Genomic DNA, 24,673 nt, shown 5'->3' with positions numbered 1-24,673 from the left:
ATTCAAGGCAATGCGCAAAAACGGTGCTGCGATAAGCTGCCATGCATTGCCCCACCAAGCCTGCACCATCGACAGGCAGCCCCACCACAAGGAACCTTGCCTATGAGTGCCTTTCAGGAAATCGCCGCCCTGCTCAGCCTGTCCGCGCTGCTCGGCATGCTCGCCGTGAAGCTGCGCCAGCCGCTGATCATCGCCTACATCCTGGTCGGCATTCTCGCCGGCCCGGCGGTGATGAACCTGTCGGGCGATCACAGTTCCATCAGCCTGCTGTCGGAAATCGGCATCACCGTGCTGCTGTTCGTCGTCGGTCTCAAGCTGGACATGCACCTGGTACGCACTCTGGGTGCGGTGGCCCTGGCCACGGGCCTGGGGCAGCTGGCCTTCACCATCCTCGCCGGCCTGGCCCTGTGCCGCCTGCTGGGCCTGGACTGGACGAGCGCCGGCTACGTGGCCGTCGCGCTGACCTTCTCCAGCACCATCATCATCGTCAAGCTGCTGTCGGACAAAGGCGAGATCGACTCGCTGCACGGGCGCATCGCCATGGGTTTCCTCATCGTGCAGGACATCGCCGTGGTGCTGGCGATGCTGGTGATCAGCCTGTACCAGCCGGCCAGTGGCGAGCACACGGGCCTGTCACCGCTGGCCCTGATCGGCGCGCTGCTGGCCAGCCTGCTGGTGCTCTACCTGCTGATGCGCTTCGCCCTGCCCCGCCTGCTGACCCCCATGGCCCGCTCCCCCGAGTTGCTGATGCTGGTGGCGATCGCCTGGGGCACGCTGCTGGCGGGCGGTGCCGAGGCACTTGGCCTGTCCAAGGAGCTGGGCGCGTTCATCGCCGGTTTCTGCCTGGCCTCCACGCCGCTGCGCGAGGCGATCGCCAGCCGCCTGACCAGCCTGCGCGACTTCCTCCTGCTGTTCTTCTTCCTGCACCTGGGCATCCAGCTGGACTTTTCCTACCTGCACCAGCAGATCGGCAGTGCCGTGCTGCTGTCGCTGTTCGTGCTGATCGGCAACCCCCTGATCGTCATGGCCATCATGGGCGCCATGGGCTACCGCAAGCGCACCGGTTTCATGGCCGGGCTGACGGTGGCGCAGATCAGTGAGTTCTCCATCATCTTCGTCGCCATGGGCATCAGCCTCGGCCACGTGGGCGGAGCGGCACTGGGATTGACGACCCTGGTGGGAATCATCACTATCACCCTGTCCACCTACATGATTCTCTACTCGCAACCGCTGTTCGAACGCCTGTCCCCCTGGCTCGGGCTGTTCGAGCGGCGTGTCGCCCACCGCGAGAATGCCGAGGACAACGCCCCCGCCCAGGCGCAGCCGGAAGTCATCGTCTACGGCCTCGGTCGCTACGGGCGCGAGCTGGCGCACCGCCTGCAGGAGGGCGGCCTGCGCGTACTGGGCGTGGACTTCGACCCACAGGCGCTGGCCAGCGCCCGCCAGGCCGGCCTGGCCGTGTGCTACGGCGATGCCGAGGACGCCGACTTCATCGCCCACCTGCCCCTGCAGCAGGCCCGCGCGCTGGTCAGCACCATCCCCCAGCGCGAGGTCAACGCATTGCTGCTGCGCGCCGCGCGCAGTGCCGGCTTTCGCGGCAGCGTGACCCTCAGCGCCTTTCGCGAGGGCGACCTGGAAGCCTTCAATCGCGCCGGCGCGGCCAGCGTCCTGCAACCCTACATCGACGCCGCCGACTCGGCCGCGCGGCGTCTGCTGCAGGAAGTCGAGGCGCCGCTCAGTTGAACTCGGCGCAGTGCAGGCAGTACTCGGCGACCGGCATGGCGGCCAGGCGCGCCGCATCGATCGGCTCGCCACAACACAGGCATTCGCCATAGCGCCCTTCGGCCAGCCGCTGCTGCGCCTGGCGCACTCGCACCAGCCCCTGCTCGGCCTCGGCCAACAGGGCCTCCAGCACTTCATCGTTCTGCCGTTGCTGCGCCTGCTCGGCGAAATCGGCCGAATGGGTGCGCCCAAGATCGCGGCGAATCGCCTCGGCGCGGGTCGTATAGTCGCGCTGCAGCGCGTCCAGCACATCTCGATGAGCCATGAGCCCTGTCTCCTTGGGAGTGAGGAATCGCCAGTGTGATCCGCCGCGCACGGCGCAAGACTGACGCCGATCAGCACTTGCGCGAAATGCGCTCATCGACTGCCTTGACACCCAGCGCATGGCTGACCAAAGCTCGGCCATCCTCATAACCAGAAGAACAGTGCCCTTGAAACGGATATTCGCCGTCATCGCCCTGAGTCTCAGCCTGCCCCTGCATGCCGCCAGCCTCGAACGACTGGCTGACGATCCCTACTGGATCGCCCTGGGCCATTACGAAACCGGCAAACTCGGTGGCTGGCGCAGCTACGTCGACGACGACGATTTCTTTCTCGCGGAACACGGCGCCAGCGACCCGGCAGCCGAACTCCAGGCGACCGTCAATGCGCTGTACCAGCCCGCCGAGCTGGGCGACCGCCACCCACAGTGCGTCTACCCGGCGCGCACGCGCTGGCTCAAGGCGCAGCTGCAACTGAACGACCTGCCCACCCCGGACTGCGCCGAGTACCGCACGTGGATCGCCGACGTGAACCCACACAGCACAGTGCTGGTGTTCCCGGCGGCCTACCTGAACAGCCCGTCGTCGATGTTCGGTCATACCCTGCTGCGCATCGACCAGCCCGACATCGACAGCCACAACACCGCCTTGCTCAGCTACGCGCTGAACTTCGGAGCCTTCATCGAAGGCAACGACAACAGCATCCTCTATGCCTGGCGCGGGCTGATGGGGGGTTACCCCGGTTTGTTCGCCCTGGTGCCGTACCGCGAGAAACTAAGCGAGTACAACCGGCTGGAGAACCGTGACCTGTGGGAGTACCGGCTCAATCTGACGCCGGAAGAAACCACGCGCATGGTCGAGCACGTCTGGGAACTCAAGCAGATCCGCTTCGACTACTTCTTTTTCGACGAGAACTGCTCCTACCGCCTGCTGGAACTGCTGGAAATCGCCCGCCCCGGCATCGAGCTGACCGAGCACTTTCCGCTCACCGCCATCCCCACCGACACCGTGCGTGCGGTCAAGGACGCCGGGCTGATCGAGCGCATCGACTATCGCCCGTCGCGTGAGCGCGAGCTGCTGGAGCGTGCCGCCCCGCTGGACGCCGACGAGCAGGCCTGGGTACTGCGCCTGAGCCAGGACCCGGCGCAACTGGACGACGCCGCCTTCACCGCCCTGCCCGCCGAGCGCCGCGCCCTGATGCAGGACGCGGCCTTCCGCCTGGTGCGCTACCACGCCAACGACGAAGAGCGCAGCAGCAACGCCCAGCGCAGCTTCCAGCTGCTCGGCGCCATCAGCCGCAATCCGCCGCCGGCACTGAACGTCGAGCGCCCGCCGCTGCCCGAGGAAGGCCACGAGTCTCGGACCTGGCAGCTGGCCGGCGGCAGCCGCGACGATCGCGCCTTCGCCGAGTACGGCCTGCGCATGGCCTACCACGACCTGAACGACAACCTCGACGGTTTCCCGCTCGGCGCACAGATCGAGATTCTCCAGCTCAAGCTGCGTCAGTACGAGAACAACCACTGGCAGCTGCAGCGCCTGGACCTGGCCAACATCCGCTCGCTGACTCCGCGCAACGCCTTGCTGCAACCGCTCTCCTGGCAGGTCGGTGGCGGGCTGGAGCGGGTGCTGGGTGAAGACGGCGATACTCCGCTGGTCGGTCATCTCAGTGGCGGTGCAGGCGCCAGCTGGCAACTGCACGACAACCTGCTCGGCTTCGCCCTCGGCACCGCGCGCCTGGAATACAACGAGGACTTCGCCACCGTCATCGCCCCCGCGCTGGGCTTCAACACCGGCCTGCTCTGGCGCAACCCCATGGGCAACCTGACCCTGGAGGCGGCTGGCGACTACTTCCACAATGGAGAGGTGCGCCGCCGCCTGTCACTCAACCAGCAGTGGGAAGTCTCGCGCAACCTCGGCCTGCGCCTGAGCGCCCAGCGTGAGTTCAGCCAGCTCGCCAGCCCGGTCAACGAGGTGCAGCTGGAGCTGCGCTGGTATCACTACTGACGCAGCGCCTGCCAATCCAGGCCGAAGCGCGCCAGGTACTTGCGCAGGCGGTCAGCATCGTTGGGTTGCGCCTTGGCCAGGCGTGATACCTGATACAGGCGTCTGCCCGCTTCCGACAGGCTGTCGGCCTGGCGGCACACCTCGATCACCGCCTGCAGCTGCAGACGGTCGAACAGATCGAGGCCGGCAGCCTGCTCCCCGAGCAGGTCGCCCAGCGCGTCCTGCTGCTGGGCCAGCCCCCAGGCCCGCCGCAGCCGCGTGATTTCCTCCTCGACCTGCGCCTCGTCGATACGCCCGCTGTCGGCCAGGGTGGCCATGCGCGTGATCGAGGCCGACAGCTCGCGGAAGTTGCCCTGCCAGGCCGCCTCGCCCGAGCTGGCAAACGCCAGGTAGCGGCGCCGTGCCTCCAGGTTGAAGCGCACCATGCGCCCCTGCTCGCGAGCATGACGCTCAAGCTCGAAGTCGATGTTCGGTTCGATGTCCTCACGCCGCCCGGCCAGGCCCGGCAGCTCGAAGGTCCACAGATTGATACGGGCGTAGAGGTCCTCACGGAACAGGCCCTCGGCGACCCGCGTACGCAGGTCGCGGTGAGTGCCGGCGATCAGCAGAAAGTCGCTGCTTACCTCCTTGTCCGAGCCCATCGGGAAGAAGCGTTTTTCCTCGATGGCCTTGAGCAGCATGGCCTGCTCGTCGAGACCCAGCTCGCCGATCTCGTCGAGGAACAGCATGCCGCCATCGGCCGCGCGCAGCAGGCCGTCGCGGGCGTTCTGCGCACCGGTGAAGGCGCCCTTGATATGGCCGAACAGCGCCGACATCGCGCCATCGCCGCGCAAGGTGGCGCAGTTGACCTCGACGAAACGTCCCTCGACCAGATGGCGACTGCGCTTGAGTTCGCACACGCGGCGGGCGAGGAACGACTTGCCGGCGCCGGTCGGGCCGATCAGCAGCATCGGCGCCGATGAGCGCAACGCGACCCGTTCGATCTGCTCGATGCTGCGGTTGAAGGCGTCATTGCGCGTGGCGATGCCGGACTTGAGGAAGGCCAGGCTTTCCAGGCGTTTGCTCTGAAAGCGCGAGGCGATGCGGTCATAGCGCGACAGGTCGAGGTCGATCAGTGCATGGGTGCCGGTGACCTGCGCCGCCTCATCACGCTTGCGCGCCGGTGAGGTCTGCACCAGGCGCGCCGGCAGATAACGCGCCTCGGTCAGCAGGAACCAGCAGATCTGGGCCACGTGGGTACCGGTAGTGATGTGTACCAGGTAGTCCTCGTGCTCGGTATCGAAGGCATAACTGCTGGTGAAGTCATGCAGCGCGCCATACACCTCCTCGAAATCCCAGGGGTTGCGCAGGTGCATCGGCTGCAGACGCACCTCGGTCTCCGGGGAAATCTGCCGGATGTCGGCGCGGATGCGCTCGGCCAGGCTGAGGTCGCGTGCATCGGTACCGTGAATCAGTTCCAGGCGATCGATCAGCAGATCGGCCTGCTGACACAGACCGATGCTCGGCCGCCACTTGTTCCAGCGGTTGGCGCCCTTGCCGACCCGGTCCAGGGTCGCGCCGATGAAACCGATGGCGACCGTGCGCTTTCCATTCATATCCGCCGCCTCAAAAACTATCCATAAAGATAAACAACGATATCATCAGATATGAAAATTGCAGAGCGCGCCGTCGAGAGCTTTTCCCTTACGAGCAAGAAATTAAAATTAAATCCTTATAAATCAATTAGTTGAAATTTAATCGCCACAAAAAAACGAAACCTGGCACAGCCGCTGCAATAGTCCTGGCACAACGGATAAACACAGCGAGACGCCACGATGGCCAACTTCAATCTGTTCAACACCCGGGCCGCGCAACTGCCGGCCAGCGACACCCTGAATCAGCAGCAGGCACCGGCTTATGCCTACACGCCCAAGCACAAGCTGGCTCAGCTCGCCGTCACCGGCTGCCTGAACCAGACCTTCTACGCCGAGGCTGAAACGCAGCTGGCCGAAGTGCTGAAGCTGGTCGCCGAACTCGACGCCCGCTACGTGGCCAAGGCCGCACTGTACGCCCGCAAGAAAGGCCACATGAAAGACATGCCGGCCCTGCTGCTGGCAGCCCTGGCCGCCCAGCGCTCGAGCCTGGTGCCGGCGCTGTTCGAGCAGGTGGTGGACAACGGCAAGATGCTGCGCACCTTCGTGCAGATCCTGCGCAGTGGCGTGACCGGGCGCAAATCGCTCGGCTCGCAGCCCAAGCGCCTGGTGCAGAACTGGCTGAACGCGGCCAGCGAACGCCAGCTGCTGCAGGCGGCGATCGGTAACCAGCCGTCACTGGCGGACGTGGTGAAGATGGTTCACCCCAAGCCGAGCGAAGCCTGGCGCGAAGCCTTCTTCGCCTGGCTGATCGGCAAGCCGGCCGATGCCGCCGCCCTGCCGCCGCTGACCCGTGCCCTGCTGGCCTTCCGCAGCGGCGCCAGCAGCGAGCTGCCGGACGTGCCGTTCCAGCTGCTCGGCAACGAGACGCTGAACGCCGAGCAATGGGCTGAGCTGGCCGGACGCATGGGCTGGCAGGCTCTGCGCATGAACCTCAACACCCTGCTGCGCCATGGCGCACTGGCGGTCGAGGGTTGCGCAGAGCGGGTCGCACAGCGCCTGGCCGACGCCGAAGCCGTGGCCAAGGCACGGGTTTACCCGTACCAACTGCTGGCGGCCTACCGCATGACCGGCGACGGTGTGCCGCTGGCCGTGCGCGAGGCGCTGCAGGACGCCCTGGAACTGTCGCTGGCCAACGTGCCGGCGCTGAGCGGCAACGTGGTGGTGTGCCCGGACGTGTCCGGCTCGATGCACAGCCCCGTGACCGGCTACCGCCAGGGCGCGACCACGGCGGTGCGCTGCATCGATGTCGCGGCGCTGGTGGCGGCGGCAATCCTGCGCAAGCAACCGCGTGCTCAGGTACTGCCGTTCGAGAACAAGGTGGTGAAGGTGGCGCTCAACCCGCGTGACAGCGTGATGAGCAACGCGCAGAAGCTGGCGGCGGTCGGCGGTGGCGGCACCAGCTGCTCCGCGCCGCTCAAGCAACTGGCCGACGCCAAGGCCAAGGTGGATACACTGGTTCTGGTTTCCGACAACGAATCCTGGATCGACGCCCGCCGCCACGGCGCCACCGAAACCCTGCGGCAGTGGGAGCGGATCAAGCACATCAACCCGCAAGCGCGGCTGATCTGCATCGATCTGCAGCCCTACGGCACCACGCAGGCGGCGGACCGCAAGGACATCCTGAATGTCGGCGGCTTCAGCGACGCGGTGTTCGATGTGCTGGCACAGTTCGCCAGCGGCCGCTTCGGCGCCGGCCACTGGGTCGACGCCATCGAGCAGATGGAGTTATGACAACGCGCCCGGCCCATTGCGGCCGGGCACACAGATCAACGATTTCGAGCGCATTCGAATGCCGATGGGACTACATCCAAGACGTCTCATCACACCCTTGTCGACTGCGCACGAAGGCACGAATGCCAGTGGCTGTACATTGGTTATGCCGGGTTCGATACCGGCCCGTGGCAACACGGAACAGTCACTCATCTTGTCGTGCCACCTGATTCAGAGTTTTGCGACGAATGCCGGTGGAACTACACCCTTCCACGGTCGAGATGCGGGTTCGAATCCCGTCGACTCCATCACTGCGGGGTCGTAGTTCAATGGCAGAACACGAAAACGTTTCACCACTCCTTGTCGTCGCATCTTTTTTGGCCCGCCACGGCGGGCCGGCAGCGAATGCCACGGGTACTACATTGGGTCGCGGGTTCGAATCCCGCCAGCCGCAAGGCTGTAGCTCAGTCGGTAGAGCAAATGTGCCCGTTATCTCGTCGCTGCGCGGAGGCCCGGCCTCCACTTTTTTGCTTGACCCGGCGAATGCCGGTGGAACTACAGAACGTGAAGGTTGCGGGTTCAACTCCCGCCCCGGCAACGGGTAGCTCAATGGGATAGAGCAGCGCGCATGTTTCACCACCTCTAGTCGCCGCACTGCACACACGCCGGATGACCGGCACGAATGACGAGTGAATGACGATGCAAACCAAGACTTACAACCTGCTGGAAGTGGCCAACGGCAAGCCGATCAAGCTGTGGACGCAAGGTGTCCCGGTCGAGGAGGACGCCAAGCAGCAGTTGATGAATACGGCGAAGATGCCGTTCATCTTCAAGCACCTGGCGGTGATGCCGGACGTGCACCTGGGTAAGGGCTCGACCATCGGCAGCGTGATTCCCACGGTCGGTGCGATCATCCCGGCGGCCGTTGGTGTGGATATCGGTTGCGGCATGATCGCCGCGCGCACCACGCTGATGGCCCACGACCTGCCGGATAACCTGGCCGGCCTGCGCGCCGCCATCGAGAAGGCCGTGCCGCACGGCCGTACCTCCGGCCGCGGCGCCCGCGATAAAGGTGCCTGGGAGAACGTGCCGGAGCTGACCGACCACGCCTGGTCGGCGCTGAGCGAGCGCTTCAAACTGATCACCGACAAGCACCCGAAGCTGGAGAAGACCAACAACCGCAAACACCTGGGAACCCTGGGAACCGGCAACCACTTCATCGAGGTCTGCCTGGATGAAGCCAATCGCGTGTGGTTCATGCTGCACAGCGGATCACGCGGCGTGGGTAACGCCATCGGTAACCTGTTCATCGAACTGGCCCAGGCCGATATGCGTCAGCACATCGCCAACCTGCCGCACCGCGACCTGGCCTACTTCGAAGAAGGTAGCCAGCACTTCAACGACTACGTCGAAGCCGTGGGCTGGGCGCAGGACTTCGCCAAGCAGAACCGCGCACTGATGATGCACGCGGTGATCGCGGCGGCACGAGGCGTGATCAGCAAGCCGTTCGACGTGGCGCTGGAAGCGGTGAACTGCCACCACAACTACGTGCAGAAGGAGCGCCACTTCGGCGAAGAGGTGCTGGTAACGCGAAAAGGTGCGGTGTCGGCGAAGAAGGGTGAGCTGGGGATCATCCCCGGTTCCATGGGGGCCAAGAGCTTCATCGTGCGCGGCCTGGGGAACGAGGACGCATTCTGCTCCTGCAGCCACGGCGCCGGCCGAACCATGAGCCGTACCAAGGCGAAGAAGCTGTTCACCGTGGACGACCAGATCAAGGCCACGGCCCACGTCGAATGCCGAAAGGACGCCGACGTGATCGACGAAATCCCGATGGCCTACAAGGACATCGACCAGGTAATGGACGCCCAGCGCGAGCTGGTGGAAGTGATGCATACCCTGCGACAGGTGGTATGCGTGAAAGGATAGGAAAATGAAGTACCTGAACGACTGGCTGGAGCGGCTGAAAAGCCGCGCCCCCGCCGCAGATTACGGGGAGAACTGGCGCCTGCAGGAAGCGCAGAGCGCCCTGCGCCAGGGCCACACAGAGGGCGACTGGGCAAGACTGAGCTGCCACCGCAATGGCCTGGTGCGCGAGGCCGCCGTACGCGAACTCGGCGAGCAACCCTCGCCCGAGGCGTTGACGGCGCTGCTCGAACGCCTCAACGACTGGGTACCGCAGATACGTACCCTGGCCAAGGCGGCGCTGCAGCGCTACCTCACCAGCGAGCACGCCGCCGAGTTGCTGTACGCCCTGCCCCAGCTGATGGCACTGGCCGGGCGCCAGCGTGACGACCATGCTCCAACCCTGGCCGCCGCCCGCCTGGCACTGCAGGCCTGCTCGGTGCGCAGCCAGGTGGAAGCCGCCTTCGCCAGCAGCCAGGGGCAGGCGGCGCGTTTTCTCTTCGCGCTGCTGCTCGAAGTCAGCGACACCCCTGCCCGGCTGCTGGAGCGAGCCCTGGCGCACCGCGAAATGACCGTGCGCCAGCAAGCGGTGCTGGCCTGCCAGGCTCTGCCAGATGAACAGGCCATCGCGCTGCTGCAAGAAGCCCTGCACACACCCGGCGCCAGCGTGCGGGTAAAGGCCATGCATGCCCTGCTGCAGCGCCTCGACGACCCACGCGAACTGCTGCGTCGTGCACTGCTCGATGCCTCGCCCGCCATGCGCAGTCTGGCACTCTGGGCGGCGCCACGCTGGCAGCTGGACGCCCGCCAGGTACTGAGCGGCCGTCTGCAACAAGCGCTGCCAGAGAGCAAGCGCGAGTGGCTCATGGTCCTCGGCCTGGCCGCCGACCTGGATACGCGCCTGGCGGACGACTGGCTGCAAGCCGCTCTGCGCGCCCCGCAAAGCAGCGTGCGCCTGGCCGCTGTCAGCGCCCTCGGTGACACGCAGTTGAACGAGCAACTGGCCGCTCTCGATGACCCGGCAGACAAGGTCTTCGCCATGGCCGTGCGCAGGCTCAGCCAGCAGCCCTGGTCAGCGATGGCCGAGGCACTGGATGCCCGCCTCGACCGCCAGCAGCTGTCGCCCGCGCGCCACAGTGCGCTGATGCACCTGCGCCCGCGCTGGCAGCAACTGGCTTACCTGCTGCGCCGCCTGGACAGCCGCGAGGCTGACCAGCACTGGCTGGAGCAGATCGCCCAGTGGTGCCAGCGGCAAGGGCTGATGGTCGACCCGAGCACAGGCCGAGAGGAACGCATGCAACTGCTGGAGCGACTGCAAACACTGGAACAGCACGGCCAGCTGCCGCCAGGTTGCTACGCACGCCTGGCATGAAGGACAAAAGGATGAATGAAATGAACCTGCAACAACGCCACCCGCTCAGCGACGCCATGCGCGCTCGGGTGCTGGAAGAACTTGAGCGCATAGAACGCGAGCACAACGTCAAGGTGCTGTATGCCTGCGAGTCGGGCAGCCGCGCCTGGGGCTTCGCCTCGCCCGACAGCGACTACGACGTACGCTTCGTCTACGTGGAAAAACCGGACTGGTTCATCCAGGTCGACACACCACGCGACGTGATCGAGCGGCCGCTGGACGACGAGCTGGACGTCAGCGGCTGGGAGCTGCGCAAGACCCTTGGCCTACTGCGCAAATCCAACCCGACGCTGCTGGAATGGCTCGACTCACCGTTGGTGTATCGCCAGGAAGACGACGCCACGGCGCGCCTGCGCGAACTGGCCGAGCTGTTCTACAGCCCGCCTGCGGCGCGTCATCACTACCTGTCGATGGCCAGGAAGAATTTTCGCGGCTACCTGCAGGACGAGACGGTGCGCTTCAAGAAGTACTTCTACGTGCTGCGCCCGCTGCTTGCCGTACGCTGGATCGACCAGGGCCGCGGCCGCCCGCCGATGACCTTCGCCGACCTGCTGCAGACGGTGGACGACCGCACCCTGCTGGCGGAAGTCGACGAGTTGCTGGAGCTCAAGCGCAGTGCTGACGAGTCGGCCTACGGCCCACGTCGCCCGGCGCTGCATGCGTTTATCGAAGCGCAGCTGGAGCAGGCGGTAGCGAGCCTGCCACGCACCCGAGCGGACGATAGCGTGCTCGATACCTACCTGCGTGAGACAGTCGAGCGATACGCCTGAATGATCATGCCCTCGCGCTGCAAGGGCATGATCAGCGAACACAAGGACACAAGGACACAACATGAACACGGATTTCCTCGAACTGGACGGCGCCATCGGTGGCGGCCAGATTCTGCGCAGCGCGCTGAGCCTGTCGATGCTCACCGGCCAGCCGTTTCGCATCCACAACATCCGCGCCAAGCGCAGCCGGCCGGGCTTGCTGCGCCAGCATCTGACCGCAGTGAATGCCGCCGCGCAGATCTGCTCGGCCAACACCTGCGGTGTCGAACTTGGCTCGCAGAGCCTGAGCTTCGTACCGGGGCCGATTCGCGGTGGCGATTACCGTTTCGCCATCGGCACTGCCGGCAGCTGCAGCCTGGTGCTGCAGACGCTGCTGCCCGCCCTGCTGCAGGCCGACGCACCGAGCCGCATCCACCTCAGTGGCGGCACGCACAACCCGCTGGCACCGCCTTTCGAATTTCTCGCGCACAGCTGGCTGCCACTGCTGCAGCGCATGGGCGCACAGGTCGAACTGCAGCTGCTGCGCCACGGCTTCGTGCCGGCCGGCGGCGGTGAACTGGCCCTGCAGATCACCCCTGGAACCCTGCAACCGCTGCACCTGAGCGGCCCCGGCGAACGCCTCGGCCAGCAGGCACGGGCACTGCTGGCCGACGTGCCGGGGCATGTGGCCGAGCGCGAGCTGGCGCGGGTCGGCAAGCGCCTGAAATGGCCGACCGAAGACCTCAAGGGGGTGTGGCTGGAGCGAGACATCGGCCCCGGCAACATACTGCTGCTGGAGGTCACCTGCAGTGATGTCACCGCCGTGTTCAGCAGCGTCGGGCAGGCCAGCGTGCGCGCCGAACAGGTGGCCGACCAGGCCATCGAACAGGCGCGCACCTGGCTCGGCAGCGGCGCCGCCGTCGAGGAGCACCTGGCCGACCAGTTGTTGCTGCCACTGGCCATGGCAGGTGCCGGCAGTTTCACCACGCCACACGTCAGCGAACACCTGAGCAGCAACATCGAGGTCATCCAACGCTTCCTGGATATCGATATCCAGTGCTGCAAGTCGGACCGCAACGTGCAAGTACAGGTGCTGCGACGCTGACCGCGTTGCTGTCGACAATCAGCCACTGGCCCAGGCTCTCCTATACTGAGATTCCCGCCCCCTTCCAGGAGAGCCATCATGCGCCGTACGCTCATGTTTCTCGTCGCTGCACTGATCAGCCTGCCGCTCTGGGCCATGCACTGCCCTCAGGACATGGCCAAGATCGATGCCCTGTTGCAAAGCGAACCGCCGACCGACCCCGAGGTACTGGCGAAGGTGAAGGAGTTGCGCGCCGAGGGCGAAGCCCTGCACAAGGCGGGCGATCACGCCGAATCGGTCAAGGTGCTGGGCGAAGCGCTGGACCTGCTGTCCGCCAGCGAGTGACACCCCTGGGCGCGATGCGTGAGCCTGCTAGAAACCGCTGTATAGCAGGCTCAACGCCAACTGACGCACTTCCTGCAGGTCCACCGGTTTGCTCAGGCAGGCCGCGGCGCCACGCGCCCGGGCGTCCTCGAACAGCCGGTCATCGGCCACCGCACTGATCACGATCACCGGTATGTTGCGCAACCTCGGTTCCAGGCGCATGGCATCCAGCACGTCCAGGCCACTACCGTCCGGCAGGTCGATATCCAGCAGCACTAGCGCCGGTTCGCTCTCCTGCAATACGGCCAACGCACTCTTGCAGGAGCTGACGCCGCGAACCTCGGCGAACTCCCGCAACGAGGCCTGCAGAATCCGCATGCAGGCCGGGTGATCTTCGACGCACAACACCTGAACCAGGCTCTGCACGGTCTGAGGCGCGGCCTCATGGCTCTCGTCGCCCAGCGCGTCCGGGCTGGCCGCGCTGGGCAGATCGAGCCAGAAGCAGCTGCCGACGCCCGGCTCGCTACGCAGGCCGATCTCGCCATCCATCAGGGTGGCCAGCTCGCGGCAGAGCACCAGCCCGATACCGGTACCGGGAATATTCGAGCTCTCACGCCCCAGTCGCTGGAACGGCTGGAACAGTTGCGCCTGCTGTTCGCTCGACAACCCCGGCCCGGTGTCGTCGACCCACAGCCGCACGCAGTCGGCGCGCACCTCGTACCCCATGCGAATCATCCCGCGCGGGCTGTTGTACTTGATCGCATTGGAGAGCAGGTTGAGCAGAATCTGCCGTACTCGCCGCGGATCGCCCTGCACGAACAGGGGCGGATCCGCCGGGTCCATGACCTGCAGGTGCAGCTGTTTCTGCTGCACCTCCGGCTGCACCAGCTCGGCACAGCCACTGAGCAGCGTACCGATGTCGATCGCCTGCAACTGCAGCTGCTGACGCCGGCTCTCGATACTGGACAGGTCGAGAATGTCGTCGACCAGCGAGGTGAGATGGCGACTGGCGCTGACGATTTCCCGCGAATAGTCGGTCTCCAGGCGGGCATCCGCCTTGTCCTGCGCCTCCATCTCGATCAGTTGGGCAAAGCCATGGATAGCGTTGAGCGGCGTGCGCAGCTCATGGCTCATGCTCGACAGGAAGCGACTCTTGGCCTGGCTGGCCGCAAGCGCCTCCAGGCTGGCATGCCGCAACTCCTCCTGAACCTGCTTGAGCCGGGTGATATCGACGTGCGTACCCGCGATGCGCAGCGGCCAGCCGCTCTCGTCCCGGGCCAGGACCTTGCCCCGGCTGAGCAGCCAGAGGTATTCGCCACGGCAGTCCAGGTAGCGGTATTCGGCATCGAAATGCTCATCGCCATTGTCGGCGAACTGCTTGCGCAAGTGACGCAGGCGCTCGAGGTCATCCGGGTGCACACGCTGGTTGAACTCGCTCAGCGTCAGGTGCGTGCCACCCAGGCCGAAACGGCGAACGAAGCGCTCGCTGAGCTCGATGGTCAGGGCCCGGCTATCGATTTCCCAGAGGCTTTCCGTGGTGCTATCGAGCACCAGCTGCAGGATGCTCTGGGCTTCGAGCCGCTCCTGCTCGCTGGCCTTGAGCTGCTTGCCAGCCCGCTGCATGGCATCGGCGAGGCGCCGCACTTCATGGATGTGGCTGTCCGGCGCGACGGGCAGATCCCTGCCTTCACCCAGGCGGGTCGCCATGTCGACGATACCGGAGATGGGCTTGGCCAACTGATCGCTCAGATGCCGCGAGCGGAGCCACATCAATGCGAAGAACAACAGATAGAAGGCCAGCAGCCCGGCGATCAGCAGGTAGCCGATCTGCATGTAACGCTCGGACAACTGGTTGGTATCGTGAAACACCTGCTCCTCGTCCACCACCAGCAGCAGGCGCCAGCCGGTCTGCGGAATCTCGCTCCAGGCCACCAGCTGATTGCGCCCGCCCAGCAAGACTTCCTGCACGCCACCTGGGCCCTCGCTCATCGCCTCCAGCAGCGGTTCCATGCCCTCACGCTTGGCCAGATTGAAATCCTCGGGCTTGAGCACCTCGCGGCGCACCGCCTCCTCGTAGGAGTACTGGGTCAGCTCGCGCAGGCCGAAGTCCAGCTCCCCCGCTTCGGGGAGCGCCATGATGTTGTAGTCATGGCTGACCAGCATCGCATAGCCCCGCCAGGGCACGTTGAGCTCGGCGATTTCGCTCAGCACCTGGCCGACCGTGACATCCAGCCCCACGACACCTTCGAGAAAGCTCGCGCGGTAGACTGGGGCGATGACCGACATCGTCCAGCCCAGGCCCGCCGGGTCCAGATACACGTCGGTCCATACCACCTTGCGCTCGGGGTTATGCCTGGCGTCGGCAAGGTAATAGAAGTTGTAATCGGGTATCACCATGTCGTGGGGATACTGCGCCGGCGTGTCGAACCAGGGATAGATACGGTTGTAGCTGTCCCAGCTGTTGAAATACAGCGCCGCCACCAGCGGGTTGGCGTGCCGGATCGAACGCATCAGCGGGTCCACCTGCGACAGGCGCATGACCTTGGCGTGGTCCTGTTGCGCCAACGGCGTGCTGTTGGCGTAGAACGAAGCAGCCCGACCATCGTCACTGCGGGTATAGAACACTCCGGAGTCGGTCAGCGCATGGCGCGCCCGTTCGAGGTCATCGGCCTGGAAACGGGAGTCGAGCAGCGCGTCATGCGTCGCATCGCGATAGACCTGCAGCAGCGACTCGATGGAGCGCAGGCGACCATCGATGATCTGCCCCTCGCGCAACGCGGCGCTGGCCAGGTCCTTGACCGCCGTTTCCTGCAGGTGGCTGATCTGCGCATCACGAATGGCCTGATTGCTCAGCAGGTACACCGCAATCAGCACCGACTCCACCAGAATCAGCGGGATCAGCGCGCTTTGCACGAACGCTCGCCAGATCCACTGACGCAGAGGGTGGCGGCTAGAACTCGGCATTGCGGCTCCTTTCCATGGGCAGGCAGGCGGATGCGGGACGCCATCATAGCCTCCTGAGATGGAATCCGCAGTCGACGCCGAGGAACCTTTACCGTAAACTCCGCGTCCTAGATGTAACCACGAAGGTTTTGGGGCCGATTAGGATTCGACGCCGGTAACGAAACTTGAGGGGCATGCCGAGTAGGTGACAGTTCTCGTAAATCCGCTGCCACAATTTGATAGTTGCCAACGACGACAACTACGCCCTGGCCGCCTAAGGGCGCCAGCTGACCCTAGGGGATGCCTGTAAACCCGAAGATCTGGTCAGTCATATAGAACAGGATCGCCGCCAAGTTCGCTGCAGACGTAACGGCTAAAACTCATGCAGCTCGCTCCAAGCACCCTGCCACTCGGGCGGCGCGGAGTTAACTCAGTAGAGATGGCTAAGCATGTAGAACCAATAGCGGAGAGCTGGCGGACGGGGGTTCAAATCCCCCCGGCTCCACCAAATAAACCCCTGATTTTCCTAGAGAAAGTCAGGGGTTTTTCTTTGGGTGTCGAAAAAACGTCGAAGCTTATGACGAAAAACTACTCAGAATTCCGGAAGCTTGCCCAGATTATCCTTTAGCTTGCTATTCGGATCGGTAGTCAGAAATTCGTCCTCAAGCACGTGGACATGCGCCCCCTGCGTCCAGTTGCCCTCTGCATTCTTAACAGAGGTACAGAATGTCGCCTTCCTCATATTGATGAGATCAGCAACAAAGCCTCTAGCTACCGTTCTCCCAGGCCCTAGTTTATTAGGGTACTTACGGTGAGCCCTAACGTAGGTAATGTGCTGATCATTAGTACTTACAGCGGTGATCCAAAAATCATAAGCCATGCAAACCTCCATTTGCGGGACATCCGCTAGAGGTACATGGGGTAGTGGCTATCCAATATCAACCCCTAGTGATTTGGGTAATGAGCTAATGGCCCAAATCTCACCGCATCCTGTAGATGATCTGGCGCCAGATGCGCGTAGCGCATGGTCATGGCCAGGCTGGAGTGACCCAGGATTTTCTGCAGGGTGAGGATGTTCCCGCCGTTCTGGATGAAGTGGCTGGCGAAGGTGTGGCGCAGGGCGTGGGCGGCCTGCCCTTTCGGTAGGCGGATGGTCGTCCTGGCCAGGGCGCGACGGAACGAGGTGATGGCCGAGTTTGGCTGGCCGTGTTGCTTCCAGTGTCTGACGATCTTGGCTTCCAGCTCTGCAGTGATCGGCACCGAACGTACCTTGCCGCTCTTGGTTCCGCTGAAGGTGATCACGCTGTTACGTAGCCCGGTCGGTTTCAGCTTTTCAGCCTCTGACCATCGAGCCCCCGTGGCCAAGCAGATCAACGCGATTATCTCGACGTGCGGGTTGTCACAGCCGCGACGTATCTCTTCCAGCAGCTCGGCGATCTGGTCAGTGGTCAACCAGGACAGCTCCCGTTCCTGCACCTTGAGCGGCTTCACCAGGGCGAGCGGATTGGCGTAGTCGATCACACCCAAGCCACGCAACTCGTTGTACACCGCACGCAGATAGCCCAGCTCGTTGTTCAGCGTCTTGGGTGAGGCACCCTCCCCTAGCCTGATCCGGCGATCCTGGGCGTAGGTTTGCGGGTCGAGCTTGCTGCCCAGGGGACTGCGCAGGCGCTTGGCCAGAGCATCGAGCTTGCTACGGCGGCGTTCACCATCGCGCAGGGAATGTCCGTGCAGATCGAACCAGAGGCCAACCAGCTCGGCGAGCGTGCGACGGTCTTTCGGCCTGGGCGACCAATCCGGATTCTCGACAACCTTGGCCCTGCAGGACGCTTCGAAGCGCTGCGCTTCGCCCTTGGTCTTGAACGTCTTGCGGAAACGCTTGCCCTTGATGGGCTCCACGTCGACTTTCCAGCGCCCGTCCGGTAGCTGATCGATGGCCATCAGACGGCCCGGCCCCACCTGACGTGGCGTTCCTCAAGGATGCCCTTGATGTGCTTGTACAGTGCGTCTTCGTCCATGCCCTTGGCGGCATAGTGATCACGGATTACCGGCCAGCACTCCCAATCCTTGAGCCGGTAAAAGCCCTTTCTAGCGCCCACTCGCTCCCGTGCCAGCAGGCTTACGAAGTTTCCCAGGAACAGCTCCACGTTCTTCCCCGAGAAGCCGCGAGACGTCTTGTAGCTGCGCCTGTAGTCGGTGTCGTCCAGCAGGGAGTCCACCGGCAGATCGACGCGGGCGTCATCGCGGATCAGTGTCCAGATGGGTTCGAAGTACCCAGGGCGAGCCAGCAACTTGAACTGGCGTAGACCATAGCGCCACAGGCCATCCAGATGCGGGGCGAAGGCGGCGAAGCTGTTGGTATCGATGGCGTCGCCGGTGTGCAGATCCACCGAGCCACTGGCGAACTGCTGGATGATCGAGTGGTGATAGCGCAGCTCTACGCGCCATACATCCTGGGCCGGGTTGTAGTTGTCCGGGTCGCCTTCGTCGAAGCTGTCGCGACGTCGCCAGACGCCTTCCCAGTAGTCGAGCTTGTCCGCCGCGCGGGCCTGCTCGGTCTTGTTGTAGATCGCCAGTTGCACGCCACCGGCCGAGCCGAACATGTAGGTCTCGCCACGGCCATAGACGCTGCTTTTGGTCTCCCAGGTGATTTCCTTGATACCGGAGATATCGCGGGCGGCACGGGCGCGGCAGTGCATGCGGGCGACCATATCACTGGGTGGGGTCCAGCCTTGCAGATCCAGGGCGAGGTGGACCGCGCATTGGTTGCGTTCGATGTTGGTGAGGATCTGCTCGGCATAGAAATCCATGCGGGCTTGCAGGCGCTCAGGCGACAGGCTGTCGATGGCGTGGGGGGACACTTCGATCTTGAGGTGTGGGCCGATGTTCTCCAGCTTGGCGTTGAAGTTCTTCACCAACAGGATGAACCCGAGATCAGCATTCTGGAGCTTGTACTGGTAGCCCGAATCCTTGCCGACCCGTCCGGCATGCCAGCGCTCTCCCGCGAAGTCGACAATGGCGCCGGGCTTGTTAAACAGCCCCATCAGCTCGGGGCGGATCAGGCCGCGGTAGAGCTGGCGGACGGTATCGACGCCGCAACGCAGCAGGCGTACCCGGCACAGATCGACAATCTGAGCCGTACCAGGGTCAACGAAGATTCGGCCTTCGGAGCTGTTCTCTCCGTTGAAGTCGAGGCGGGCGAAGTCTTTGATGCTCATGCTGGGTTTCCTTACTGGCCATTACTTGCCAGTTCATTCTTGGTTTATCTGACGTGTTACAGGGGCGTCAGCGGCGTTCGCGCGCCGCTCGCCTCGCTCTGAACTAAACCGCTCGCTCGCTGCGCGCTGCGCCCCCGACGCAGCCGAACCCGTCTCGGCTGCGCCGAGACACACACGGCTACGTCAGGGGCTTGCACTGCTCTTTTCCTTTTCTCATCCAGTTGTCGGGGTATTCCGCTTGGGTCTGGCGGTCGATCAGGCAGGCCTGCTTCTGGAAGTAGGCCGGCACCTGGGGGCGGTCGAAGGGAGGGATGCTGGCGAACCAGAGGAAGGCGCTGAGCAGCACCAGGAACACAAGGTGGAGGGCGTCAGCGAAGTGCAGCGGGCTGGCGTTGAGGGGCGACACCAAGGGCCTTGCCCTTGTCATCCCACTCTTGCCGCCGAGGGCTCGGGAGCGCGGGGCGGTGAAGCTACCCCACTCTCCCGTGGTCAGGCTCGTTTTCATGGCGTGGGGTCAAGGGTGCGCTGCGCCCGTGCTTCCGTTCGCCGGAACGGTGGAGCTGTTCCGACGAGCCGGGAGCGCGGCCCCTGACCCGGAACCATCGGCGGAATGGGTCAGGGTCATGCGGTCCAGTACGTTGCCGGAACCATGCCGGTCGCGGTGCCGCATCGCCCTGATAGAGCAAATGTCATCGAAGTAGAACTCGTTCGGATTGCCCGTGCTGGAACTGACCTCGACGGCCAGGAAGCAGGGTTCCCCTTGCCGGCTGTCCCTCGGGATCATCACGCCGGCGATGTAGGCACACTGCCAGAAGGACTCGGTATCGCCTTGCCACATCAGCTCCAGCAGAACGGTTTGCCCGACATAGCTCAGAGCCGTGGGCGTATCCAGGATGATGCCGCGCTTAGACATGGTGGCGCTCTCCTTGCGAGGGGGCCGCTTGAGCCTGGATCAGCTGCGGCAGCGGCAGGCGTTCCAACAGCTTGCCGGGGGCGTGGCGATCGCGGGTGCGAACGGCTCTCAGCGTGCGGATGTGGGCGAAGAACAGCTCTTCCGGATAAGGCGCCTCATCGGTCGGGCAAACGACCATGAAGCAGCCATGCGAGTACACGCCGTCCAGGGGCAGCATCAGGCCGACGATGTGGAACAGCGACCAGATGGAATCGGCGTAGTCGTCCCAGGTCTGTTCGATCAGAACGGTCTGGCCGATGAAGCCAATGGCCGTGGCTGCGTCCAGGGTGATTCCGCACTTAGACATGGGCGTAGTCCCCCTCTTTGAACTCGGTCTTGCCCTTCTCCAGATCAGCCCGCAGGCGGGCGAGGTTGACCATGCGGAAGTCGGCCAGCTTCATGCTCGGGATGGTCTTGCTGTCCACCCAGTCGATGACCTCTTCGACAGACACGCCGCTCAGCTCGGCGAAGGTCTTCACGCTGCACAGGTCCAGGCTGTCGTCACGCTTGCTCATTCTTCCCACTCCTCTTCCAGCAGCTTCTGAGTGAGCAGCGCGACGTTCACCATCACGTGGCGCCCGACCTTGCGGTGCGGGATGTAGCCGTTGCGCATCCAGCCGCGAACCGTGTCGTGGTCTTCACTCATGCGAATCCAGTTTGCGAACTCCCGCCACGGCATCAGCGGGGGCGGGCTCACAAGGTCTTTCAGCGTCAGGGGGATTCCTTCCATCGCAGTGGCCTTTGTTGCACTATGTTGGTCTTTATTGCGCTACGTCTTGGCCAACCTGCAGCGGATGCAAGACGTAACCTACAGTCGTAATATACAACGACGATAGGTGGCATTTGTATATTACATTTGTAGATTACTAGAATTTTATGGAATCAATAGACGACCGCGTTAGAGCTCTTGTTGATAAGGCAGGGCTAGACGAGCTGGTGAAGAAGACCGAGATCAGCGGGACGCGGTGGAGAACCGTTCGCTACGACAAGCGAACCAGGATCAGCACACAGGAGGTAGAAGCACTGACGCTTCTGTACCCCTCCTACGCTCTGTGGCTGGCCAGTGGTGCTATTGCACCCGAGAGCGGCCAGACCAGCCCCGAGTACGACGAGGCCAACCGAAACTTGACCGATCAACACGCGGGATAGCGATCACCCAGGAAGTAGCCAAGCGCTGGTATGCCCGCAAGGAAGGGAGATTCAAGGATGAAGGCTGACAGAGACGACGCCCCGGAATGGCTGACCAGCAAACCGCGTAAACGCGGCAACATGGGCGCAGTAATAGCAGGGGTGATAGGCATGGTCGTCACCCTTGGGGCGCTCACACTGGGCGGCCAAGCGTTCATGAAGAACACCGTAAAGAACCTGGCTGCGAACAGTCAGCAGACGAAGCCTAAACCGGTTGCAGAAATCACCCGATCAGAGCCAACGCCCAGGAACGACTGGGACAAGATCGTGGAAGAGCAGGCAAGGCGAGACGCAATGTCTCGACAGCAAAAGCCAGAGCGACAGAGCGGCTTAACTACTCCAGTGCCCAAGCAAACCGTATTCAACGATCAGAACTACACTCCGAAGGGCGCGATAAACCTTGTCGACGCGAGAGAGTGGGGCACCGCCGAGCCATACGAGCAAACCCGAAAGCGCCAGGCGGAACAGAAGATCATGGTGATAGGTGAGCAGAACAGGCCAGAGGACTGGATCTGCTCATATGCCGGGAAAGATGGAAGCCTAAGGCAGCGTGACTGTAAATCGCGGTATCAGTTGAATAATAGGAACTGACGCGGAGCTAGGGAAAGAGCCATCAAATGTCGAGCGGATTTATTGTGCTCGCATGTCAGAAGTAAATTAGTTCCCCTTTCCTTTTTAACGATTATGCTAAGGGGCGGGCTTTAGCCCGTCCCAGCGAACGAAGTGAGCGGTTTGAGCGACTTGTTAGGGGAATGCCCCGAGTGCGGATGTAACCACTCGCTGCGCCAGCTCATTGATTATGTTGAAAGAAAGCGAAAGGCTTTTTTCTTGAGCGTGAGACTTAATTTTTGCCCAGACCGTTTCTGAGCGTATTTTCTCTAGAAACTCATGACCTGCCCATGACAGCTCAAATGGTATGACATAAATTGGACGGTCACTACTAGATGACTTAACTGGTTCGCAGAATATTAGTCCTGCATCATGCAGAAGGACGCAATGATATTTAATGAGTGTTTCGGAGTAGCCCTCTATAGGCGGAACCTGAACATGCTTAGGATCAGTTTTCTCTTCAAAGAAGAAAAGTAATTTTCTGACCAGCTCCATATCTCTTTTCATTGCGTTCTCTCACTCAGTGATGAGCAGTTTCCCTAACGCTTCAATATGGGGCAGCCGAAACAGAGCGAAGCGGCGAGTAGGCTGTCCCAGCCCGCGATTTTTGCGGGCGACATGATTGACTTGTTATGCGATTTAGCCGCGCGCTCTCTTGTCAATAACACAAGCATTTATAAATTGCCTTCCCATCCCAGTGACTTCTATATATTTTTGTTCAAACTCAATACTGAGGTCTTCGTTGTTCTCAAATTGCTTTTTAAGCTGCTCTATGCTCGGATCACTAGTCAGGCTTTCATATGCCTTTGGATTATTGATCCTTCGACCTGATGGTATTCCCAGGAGGCCAAGGCGACACAAATTATCAAGGTAATTTGTTGTTAGCTGGGGATGTTTGCAATTTGCTAATTTGCCGATCTCGCTAAAATTGCGATGAAGTATGTTGAATCCGCCTTGTTTCTTTAAATTCAACTTAACATCGACCATTGGGAACTGTTGGACGCCAACAAATAATTTTAATATCAACCCCTCATCTGGCGAGATATTCTTAATGATATCTACGAATGCTGGGTGAGCCTCCAATACTGTTTTTGAATCTAGCGAGTTAGCGATTAAGTTGGCAAAAAGATCCTGAAGCGTTTCGTCATGCCCAGTGAACTTAAGGGCTTCTATTGCGGGGCCGGCAACATTCGGAGGGGGAGTAGATATTCTTTCTTCGGGTACTTTTTCAAGTTTTTCGGCTACTTTGTTTTCTAAAAAGTCACTTATTTTGTCGTAGCCCCAAACCACAAGTGATATTGGTGCCAAGGCAACATTTACTGCCTTTCCTACTGTGCCGAGTGCTTTACCTGTCTCTTTGGCAAAGGGCTGAACTGCATCTTGATATATGGGGACGGCTTTGGTTAACGCTGTTACAGAGTCAATGGTCTGCTTAATAATTCCGCCAGTTGCTTCTTTCTCTTCGTTGCTTTCGTCAGTCATGATACTTCCTTATTCGCATAACGCCTCAAGAAGCGGCGCGATTTTCAGCGTCCGCCTTACTTGACTTATTAGAGTTATTTTCAGCTTTATTGAAGGTTAGATCGTTATATGCCGACTGAACTGATACAACCAAAACAGCTAGCCCAGAAATCAATATGTATAAATCTATGTTTGTTAGGTACTGTTTTAACTCAATGAAAAATGTACTCAAAATTAGTAATCCTCCACACACTATACCGCTAGCTTGAAGGATTGAGCTGACCATAACTTGGTGATTGAATTTGGTTTTAGATGCATGGCAGTTATATGCATAAATCGCTACAAATATAAGCCCTAAAACAGCAGAAGGTATAAAGATGACTTTATCCATCGATATTCTCCTTCTTGCTTTTATTTGCGGCGTCGCCCATAAACAACCCAACTAGTCCGCCTATGATGGCTCCGGCTGGCCCCCCTATTGATGCACCTAAAATAGCACCGCCAATACCTGCACCGGCTAGCCTATTGTTTTCGCTCGCATGTAATTCTTTGTGACAGTTAGCGCATAGTAATGTAAGGTTTTTGACGTCATCAGAACCTCCCTTACCTATTGGTTTGATATGTGTAAGCTCCAAGCGTTCTTGATCCAATGTTTTGCCACACATTGAACAATGTCTTCCGTTCTTCGCTAATAATTGTTTTCCCTTATCGTCCATTACTCACCTTTTTTCATGGATAACTCTAACGCCTCAATAACCTGCGCAGCTTTTCTACGTCCGGCGCCGAAGGCGCGAAGTTGATTGACTTGTTATGTTCATAAGATTTTTTTCTTTAGTTCGGCCGCCTTTGCGTCAAACTCATCTTGTGTTAATACACTTTCATCCAACAACTTTTTATACTCAAGCAACTCCTGGCGCGCTTTTTTTTGAGAGAAGTCCTTACTTACTTTACCTAAAAATGAAGATCCAGAATTACTACCTATTTTAGAAGGCAGATTTACTCCGAGGAGTATCAACAAAGTAGTTACACCTGCATATATCATTCCGCCGTAGGCAAGAAATTCACCTGGGCCTCTGATCTTGGCAAAATCATGCAAACATGCCCCAACAACAAAAATGGCTCCGCCTACGAGAGCGTGAAAGAGTATTTTCTTAAACATCTATGATTCGACCTTGGCAAACATAACTATAAATTAGGCGACATTGCTGTCGCATAACATCCCCAGTAATGTCTGATAATCAACTATAATTCGGCGCAAGCCTTTGATTTATCACGTATCAAAGGTGAGAAACGCGACAGTCTCAGGTTGGAAAAGCGACACAAAAGACCTTCAGAACAGGGGCGTGATGGCAAGAAGCTAGCCATAGCCGCCGAACCTGTCTAGCTGGAGTGTCGAAAAAGTGTCGAAATCAACGGGCGACAGAGTGCCGCAATGGGCAGAA

General features: G+C 61.3%; 26 protein-coding genes and 1 other RNA gene. 11 read left to right on the top strand and 16 right to left on the bottom strand.

The window, feature by feature from the left end:
• The first annotated feature begins 102 nt into the window (after positions 1–102).
• Positions 103–1,743 (top strand): cation:proton antiporter, encoded by a 1,641-nt coding sequence (locus FIV02_RS06075; protein ID WP_150608513.1) that lies wholly within the window; start codon positions 103–105, stop codon positions 1,741–1,743.
• Here the strand turns inward: FIV02_RS06075 and FIV02_RS06070 are convergent.
• The gene (locus FIV02_RS06070; RefSeq protein ID WP_037047077.1) at positions 1,736–2,047 is read right to left on the bottom strand and encodes a TraR/DksA C4-type zinc finger protein; all 312 of its coding nucleotides are present in this window, start codon (positions 2,045–2,047) and stop codon (positions 1,736–1,738) included. The genes FIV02_RS06075 and FIV02_RS06070 overlap by 8 nt on opposite strands.
• Positions 2,048–2,165: 118 nt before the next feature.
• Between FIV02_RS06070 and FIV02_RS06065 the strand changes: the two genes are divergently transcribed.
• Positions 2,166–4,046, top strand: coding sequence for a DUF4105 domain-containing protein (locus tag FIV02_RS06065; RefSeq protein ID WP_152488118.1), 1,881 nt, complete (start codon positions 2,166–2,168; stop codon positions 4,044–4,046).
• Here the strand turns inward: FIV02_RS06065 and rtcR are convergent.
• Positions 4,040–5,641: an RNA repair transcriptional activator RtcR gene (gene rtcR, locus FIV02_RS06060; RefSeq protein ID WP_152488117.1), complete on the bottom strand. Its 1,602-nt coding sequence runs from the start codon at positions 5,639–5,641 to the stop codon at positions 4,040–4,042. The two genes, FIV02_RS06065 and rtcR, sit on opposite strands and share 7 nt — an antisense overlap.
• Before the next feature lie 219 nt (positions 5,642–5,860).
• Between rtcR and FIV02_RS06055 the strand changes: the two genes are divergently transcribed.
• The 6 genes from FIV02_RS06055 to FIV02_RS06030 all read left to right on the top strand — a co-directional run bounded on the left by FIV02_RS06055 (position 5,861) and on the right by FIV02_RS06030 (position 12,881).
• Positions 5,861–7,411 carry a TROVE domain-containing protein gene (locus FIV02_RS06055; protein WP_152488116.1) on the top strand — a complete coding sequence of 517 codons (1,551 nt, stop codon included), beginning with the start codon at positions 5,861–5,863 and terminating at the stop codon, positions 7,409–7,411.
• A gap of 678 nt (positions 7,412–8,089) precedes the next feature.
• Complete coding sequence (locus tag FIV02_RS06050) at positions 8,090–9,316, top strand: RtcB family protein (RefSeq protein ID WP_037047427.1); 1,227 nt, start codon at positions 8,090–8,092, stop codon at positions 9,314–9,316.
• A gap of 4 nt (positions 9,317–9,320) precedes the next feature.
• Entirely contained in the window at positions 9,321–10,664 is a 1,344-nt protein-coding gene (locus FIV02_RS06045) for a PBS lyase (RefSeq protein WP_152488115.1), read from the top strand.
• Positions 10,665–10,684: 20 nt separating this feature from the next.
• Positions 10,685–11,473: a nucleotidyltransferase domain-containing protein gene (locus tag FIV02_RS06040; RefSeq protein ID WP_152488114.1), complete on the top strand. Its 789-nt coding sequence runs from the start codon at positions 10,685–10,687 to the stop codon at positions 11,471–11,473.
• A gap of 61 nt (positions 11,474–11,534) precedes the next feature.
• Positions 11,535–12,557: an RNA 3'-terminal phosphate cyclase gene (gene rtcA, locus FIV02_RS06035; protein ID WP_152488113.1), complete on the top strand. Its 1,023-nt coding sequence runs from the start codon at positions 11,535–11,537 to the stop codon at positions 12,555–12,557.
• 78 nt (positions 12,558–12,635) lie between these two features.
• Positions 12,636–12,881, top strand: coding sequence for a hypothetical protein (locus FIV02_RS06030; RefSeq protein ID WP_037047057.1), 246 nt, complete (start codon positions 12,636–12,638; stop codon positions 12,879–12,881).
• Between the two features lie 27 nt (positions 12,882–12,908).
• Here FIV02_RS06030 and FIV02_RS06025 read toward each other — a convergent pair whose 3' ends face one another.
• Positions 12,909–15,824 (bottom strand): ATP-binding protein, encoded by a 2,916-nt coding sequence (locus FIV02_RS06025; protein ID WP_152488112.1) that lies wholly within the window; start codon positions 15,822–15,824, stop codon positions 12,909–12,911.
• A gap of 130 nt (positions 15,825–15,954) precedes the next feature.
• Between FIV02_RS06025 and ssrA the strand changes: the two genes are divergently transcribed.
• Positions 15,955–16,311: a transfer-messenger RNA gene (gene ssrA, locus FIV02_RS06020) on the top strand.
• Between the two features lie 84 nt (positions 16,312–16,395).
• Here ssrA and FIV02_RS06015 read toward each other — a convergent pair.
• From FIV02_RS06015 to FIV02_RS05975, 8 genes are all read right to left on the bottom strand, one after another.
• Entirely contained in the window at positions 16,396–16,683 is a 288-nt protein-coding gene (locus tag FIV02_RS06015) for a DUF3892 domain-containing protein (protein ID WP_152488111.1), read from the bottom strand.
• A 65-nt stretch (positions 16,684–16,748) separates the two neighbouring features.
• Positions 16,749–17,744 (bottom strand): tyrosine-type recombinase/integrase, encoded by a 996-nt coding sequence (locus FIV02_RS06010; RefSeq protein ID WP_152488110.1) that lies wholly within the window; start codon positions 17,742–17,744, stop codon positions 16,749–16,751.
• Positions 17,744–19,021 carry a hypothetical protein gene (locus FIV02_RS06005; RefSeq protein ID WP_152488109.1) on the bottom strand — a complete coding sequence of 426 codons (1,278 nt, stop codon included), beginning with the start codon at positions 19,019–19,021 and terminating at the stop codon, positions 17,744–17,746. Before FIV02_RS06005 ends, FIV02_RS06010 begins: the two co-directional genes overlap by 1 nt.
• Positions 19,022–19,199: 178 nt before the next feature.
• Positions 19,200–19,427 carry a hypothetical protein gene (locus FIV02_RS06000; RefSeq protein WP_152488108.1) on the bottom strand — a complete coding sequence of 76 codons (228 nt, stop codon included), beginning with the start codon at positions 19,425–19,427 and terminating at the stop codon, positions 19,200–19,202.
• A 108-nt stretch (positions 19,428–19,535) separates the two neighbouring features.
• Positions 19,536–19,934 carry a hypothetical protein gene (locus tag FIV02_RS05990; RefSeq protein ID WP_152488107.1) on the bottom strand — a complete coding sequence of 133 codons (399 nt, stop codon included), beginning with the start codon at positions 19,932–19,934 and terminating at the stop codon, positions 19,536–19,538.
• The gene (locus tag FIV02_RS05985) at positions 19,927–20,280 is read right to left on the bottom strand and encodes a hypothetical protein (protein WP_152488106.1); all 354 of its coding nucleotides are present in this window, start codon (positions 20,278–20,280) and stop codon (positions 19,927–19,929) included. The genes FIV02_RS05990 and FIV02_RS05985 overlap by 8 nt, the downstream gene beginning before the upstream one ends.
• Positions 20,273–20,488, bottom strand: coding sequence for a hypothetical protein (locus FIV02_RS05980; RefSeq protein ID WP_152488105.1), 216 nt, complete (start codon positions 20,486–20,488; stop codon positions 20,273–20,275). Before FIV02_RS05980 ends, FIV02_RS05985 begins: the two co-directional genes overlap by 8 nt.
• Positions 20,485–20,703: a helix-turn-helix domain-containing protein gene (locus FIV02_RS05975; RefSeq protein ID WP_150608010.1), complete on the bottom strand. Its 219-nt coding sequence runs from the start codon at positions 20,701–20,703 to the stop codon at positions 20,485–20,487. The genes FIV02_RS05980 and FIV02_RS05975 overlap by 4 nt, the downstream gene beginning before the upstream one ends.
• 146 nt (positions 20,704–20,849) lie before the next feature.
• On the opposite strand from FIV02_RS05975, the gene FIV02_RS24945 reads away from it, so the two are divergent.
• Together FIV02_RS24945 and FIV02_RS05965 are read left to right on the top strand one after the other, a co-directional pair.
• Positions 20,850–21,122, top strand: a complete 273-nt coding sequence (locus tag FIV02_RS24945; protein ID WP_152488104.1) for a hypothetical protein — start codon at positions 20,850–20,852, stop codon at positions 21,120–21,122.
• 57 nt (positions 21,123–21,179) lie between these two features.
• Positions 21,180–21,752 (top strand): hypothetical protein, encoded by a 573-nt coding sequence (locus FIV02_RS05965; protein WP_152488103.1) that lies wholly within the window; start codon positions 21,180–21,182, stop codon positions 21,750–21,752.
• 153 nt (positions 21,753–21,905) lie between these two features.
• Here FIV02_RS05965 and FIV02_RS05960 read toward each other — a convergent pair whose 3' ends face one another.
• The 5 genes from FIV02_RS05960 to FIV02_RS05940 form a co-directional block, all read right to left on the bottom strand.
• Positions 21,906–22,277: a DUF2513 domain-containing protein gene (locus FIV02_RS05960; protein ID WP_152488102.1), complete on the bottom strand. Its 372-nt coding sequence runs from the start codon at positions 22,275–22,277 to the stop codon at positions 21,906–21,908.
• A gap of 132 nt (positions 22,278–22,409) precedes the next feature.
• Entirely contained in the window at positions 22,410–23,252 is an 843-nt protein-coding gene (locus FIV02_RS05955; protein ID WP_152488101.1) for a DUF4393 domain-containing protein, read from the bottom strand.
• A 25-nt stretch (positions 23,253–23,277) separates the two neighbouring features.
• Entirely contained in the window at positions 23,278–23,622 is a 345-nt protein-coding gene (locus FIV02_RS05950; protein WP_152488100.1) for a threonyl-tRNA synthetase, read from the bottom strand.
• Positions 23,615–23,947: an HNH endonuclease gene (locus FIV02_RS05945; protein ID WP_152488099.1), complete on the bottom strand. Its 333-nt coding sequence runs from the start codon at positions 23,945–23,947 to the stop codon at positions 23,615–23,617. The genes FIV02_RS05950 and FIV02_RS05945 overlap by 8 nt, the downstream gene beginning before the upstream one ends.
• A 98-nt stretch (positions 23,948–24,045) precedes the next feature.
• Positions 24,046–24,390, bottom strand: coding sequence for a hypothetical protein (locus FIV02_RS05940; RefSeq protein WP_152488098.1), 345 nt, complete (start codon positions 24,388–24,390; stop codon positions 24,046–24,048).
• Positions 24,391–24,673 lie beyond the last annotated feature (283 nt).

The sequence above is a fragment of the Pseudomonas sp. THAF187a genome (assembly GCF_009363395.1).
Lineage (GTDB): Bacteria > Pseudomonadota > Gammaproteobacteria > Pseudomonadales > Pseudomonadaceae > Aquipseudomonas > Aquipseudomonas khazarica.
The sequence above is the reverse complement of the archived record's forward strand: the minus strand, read 5'-3'. Positions and strand labels throughout refer to the sequence as shown.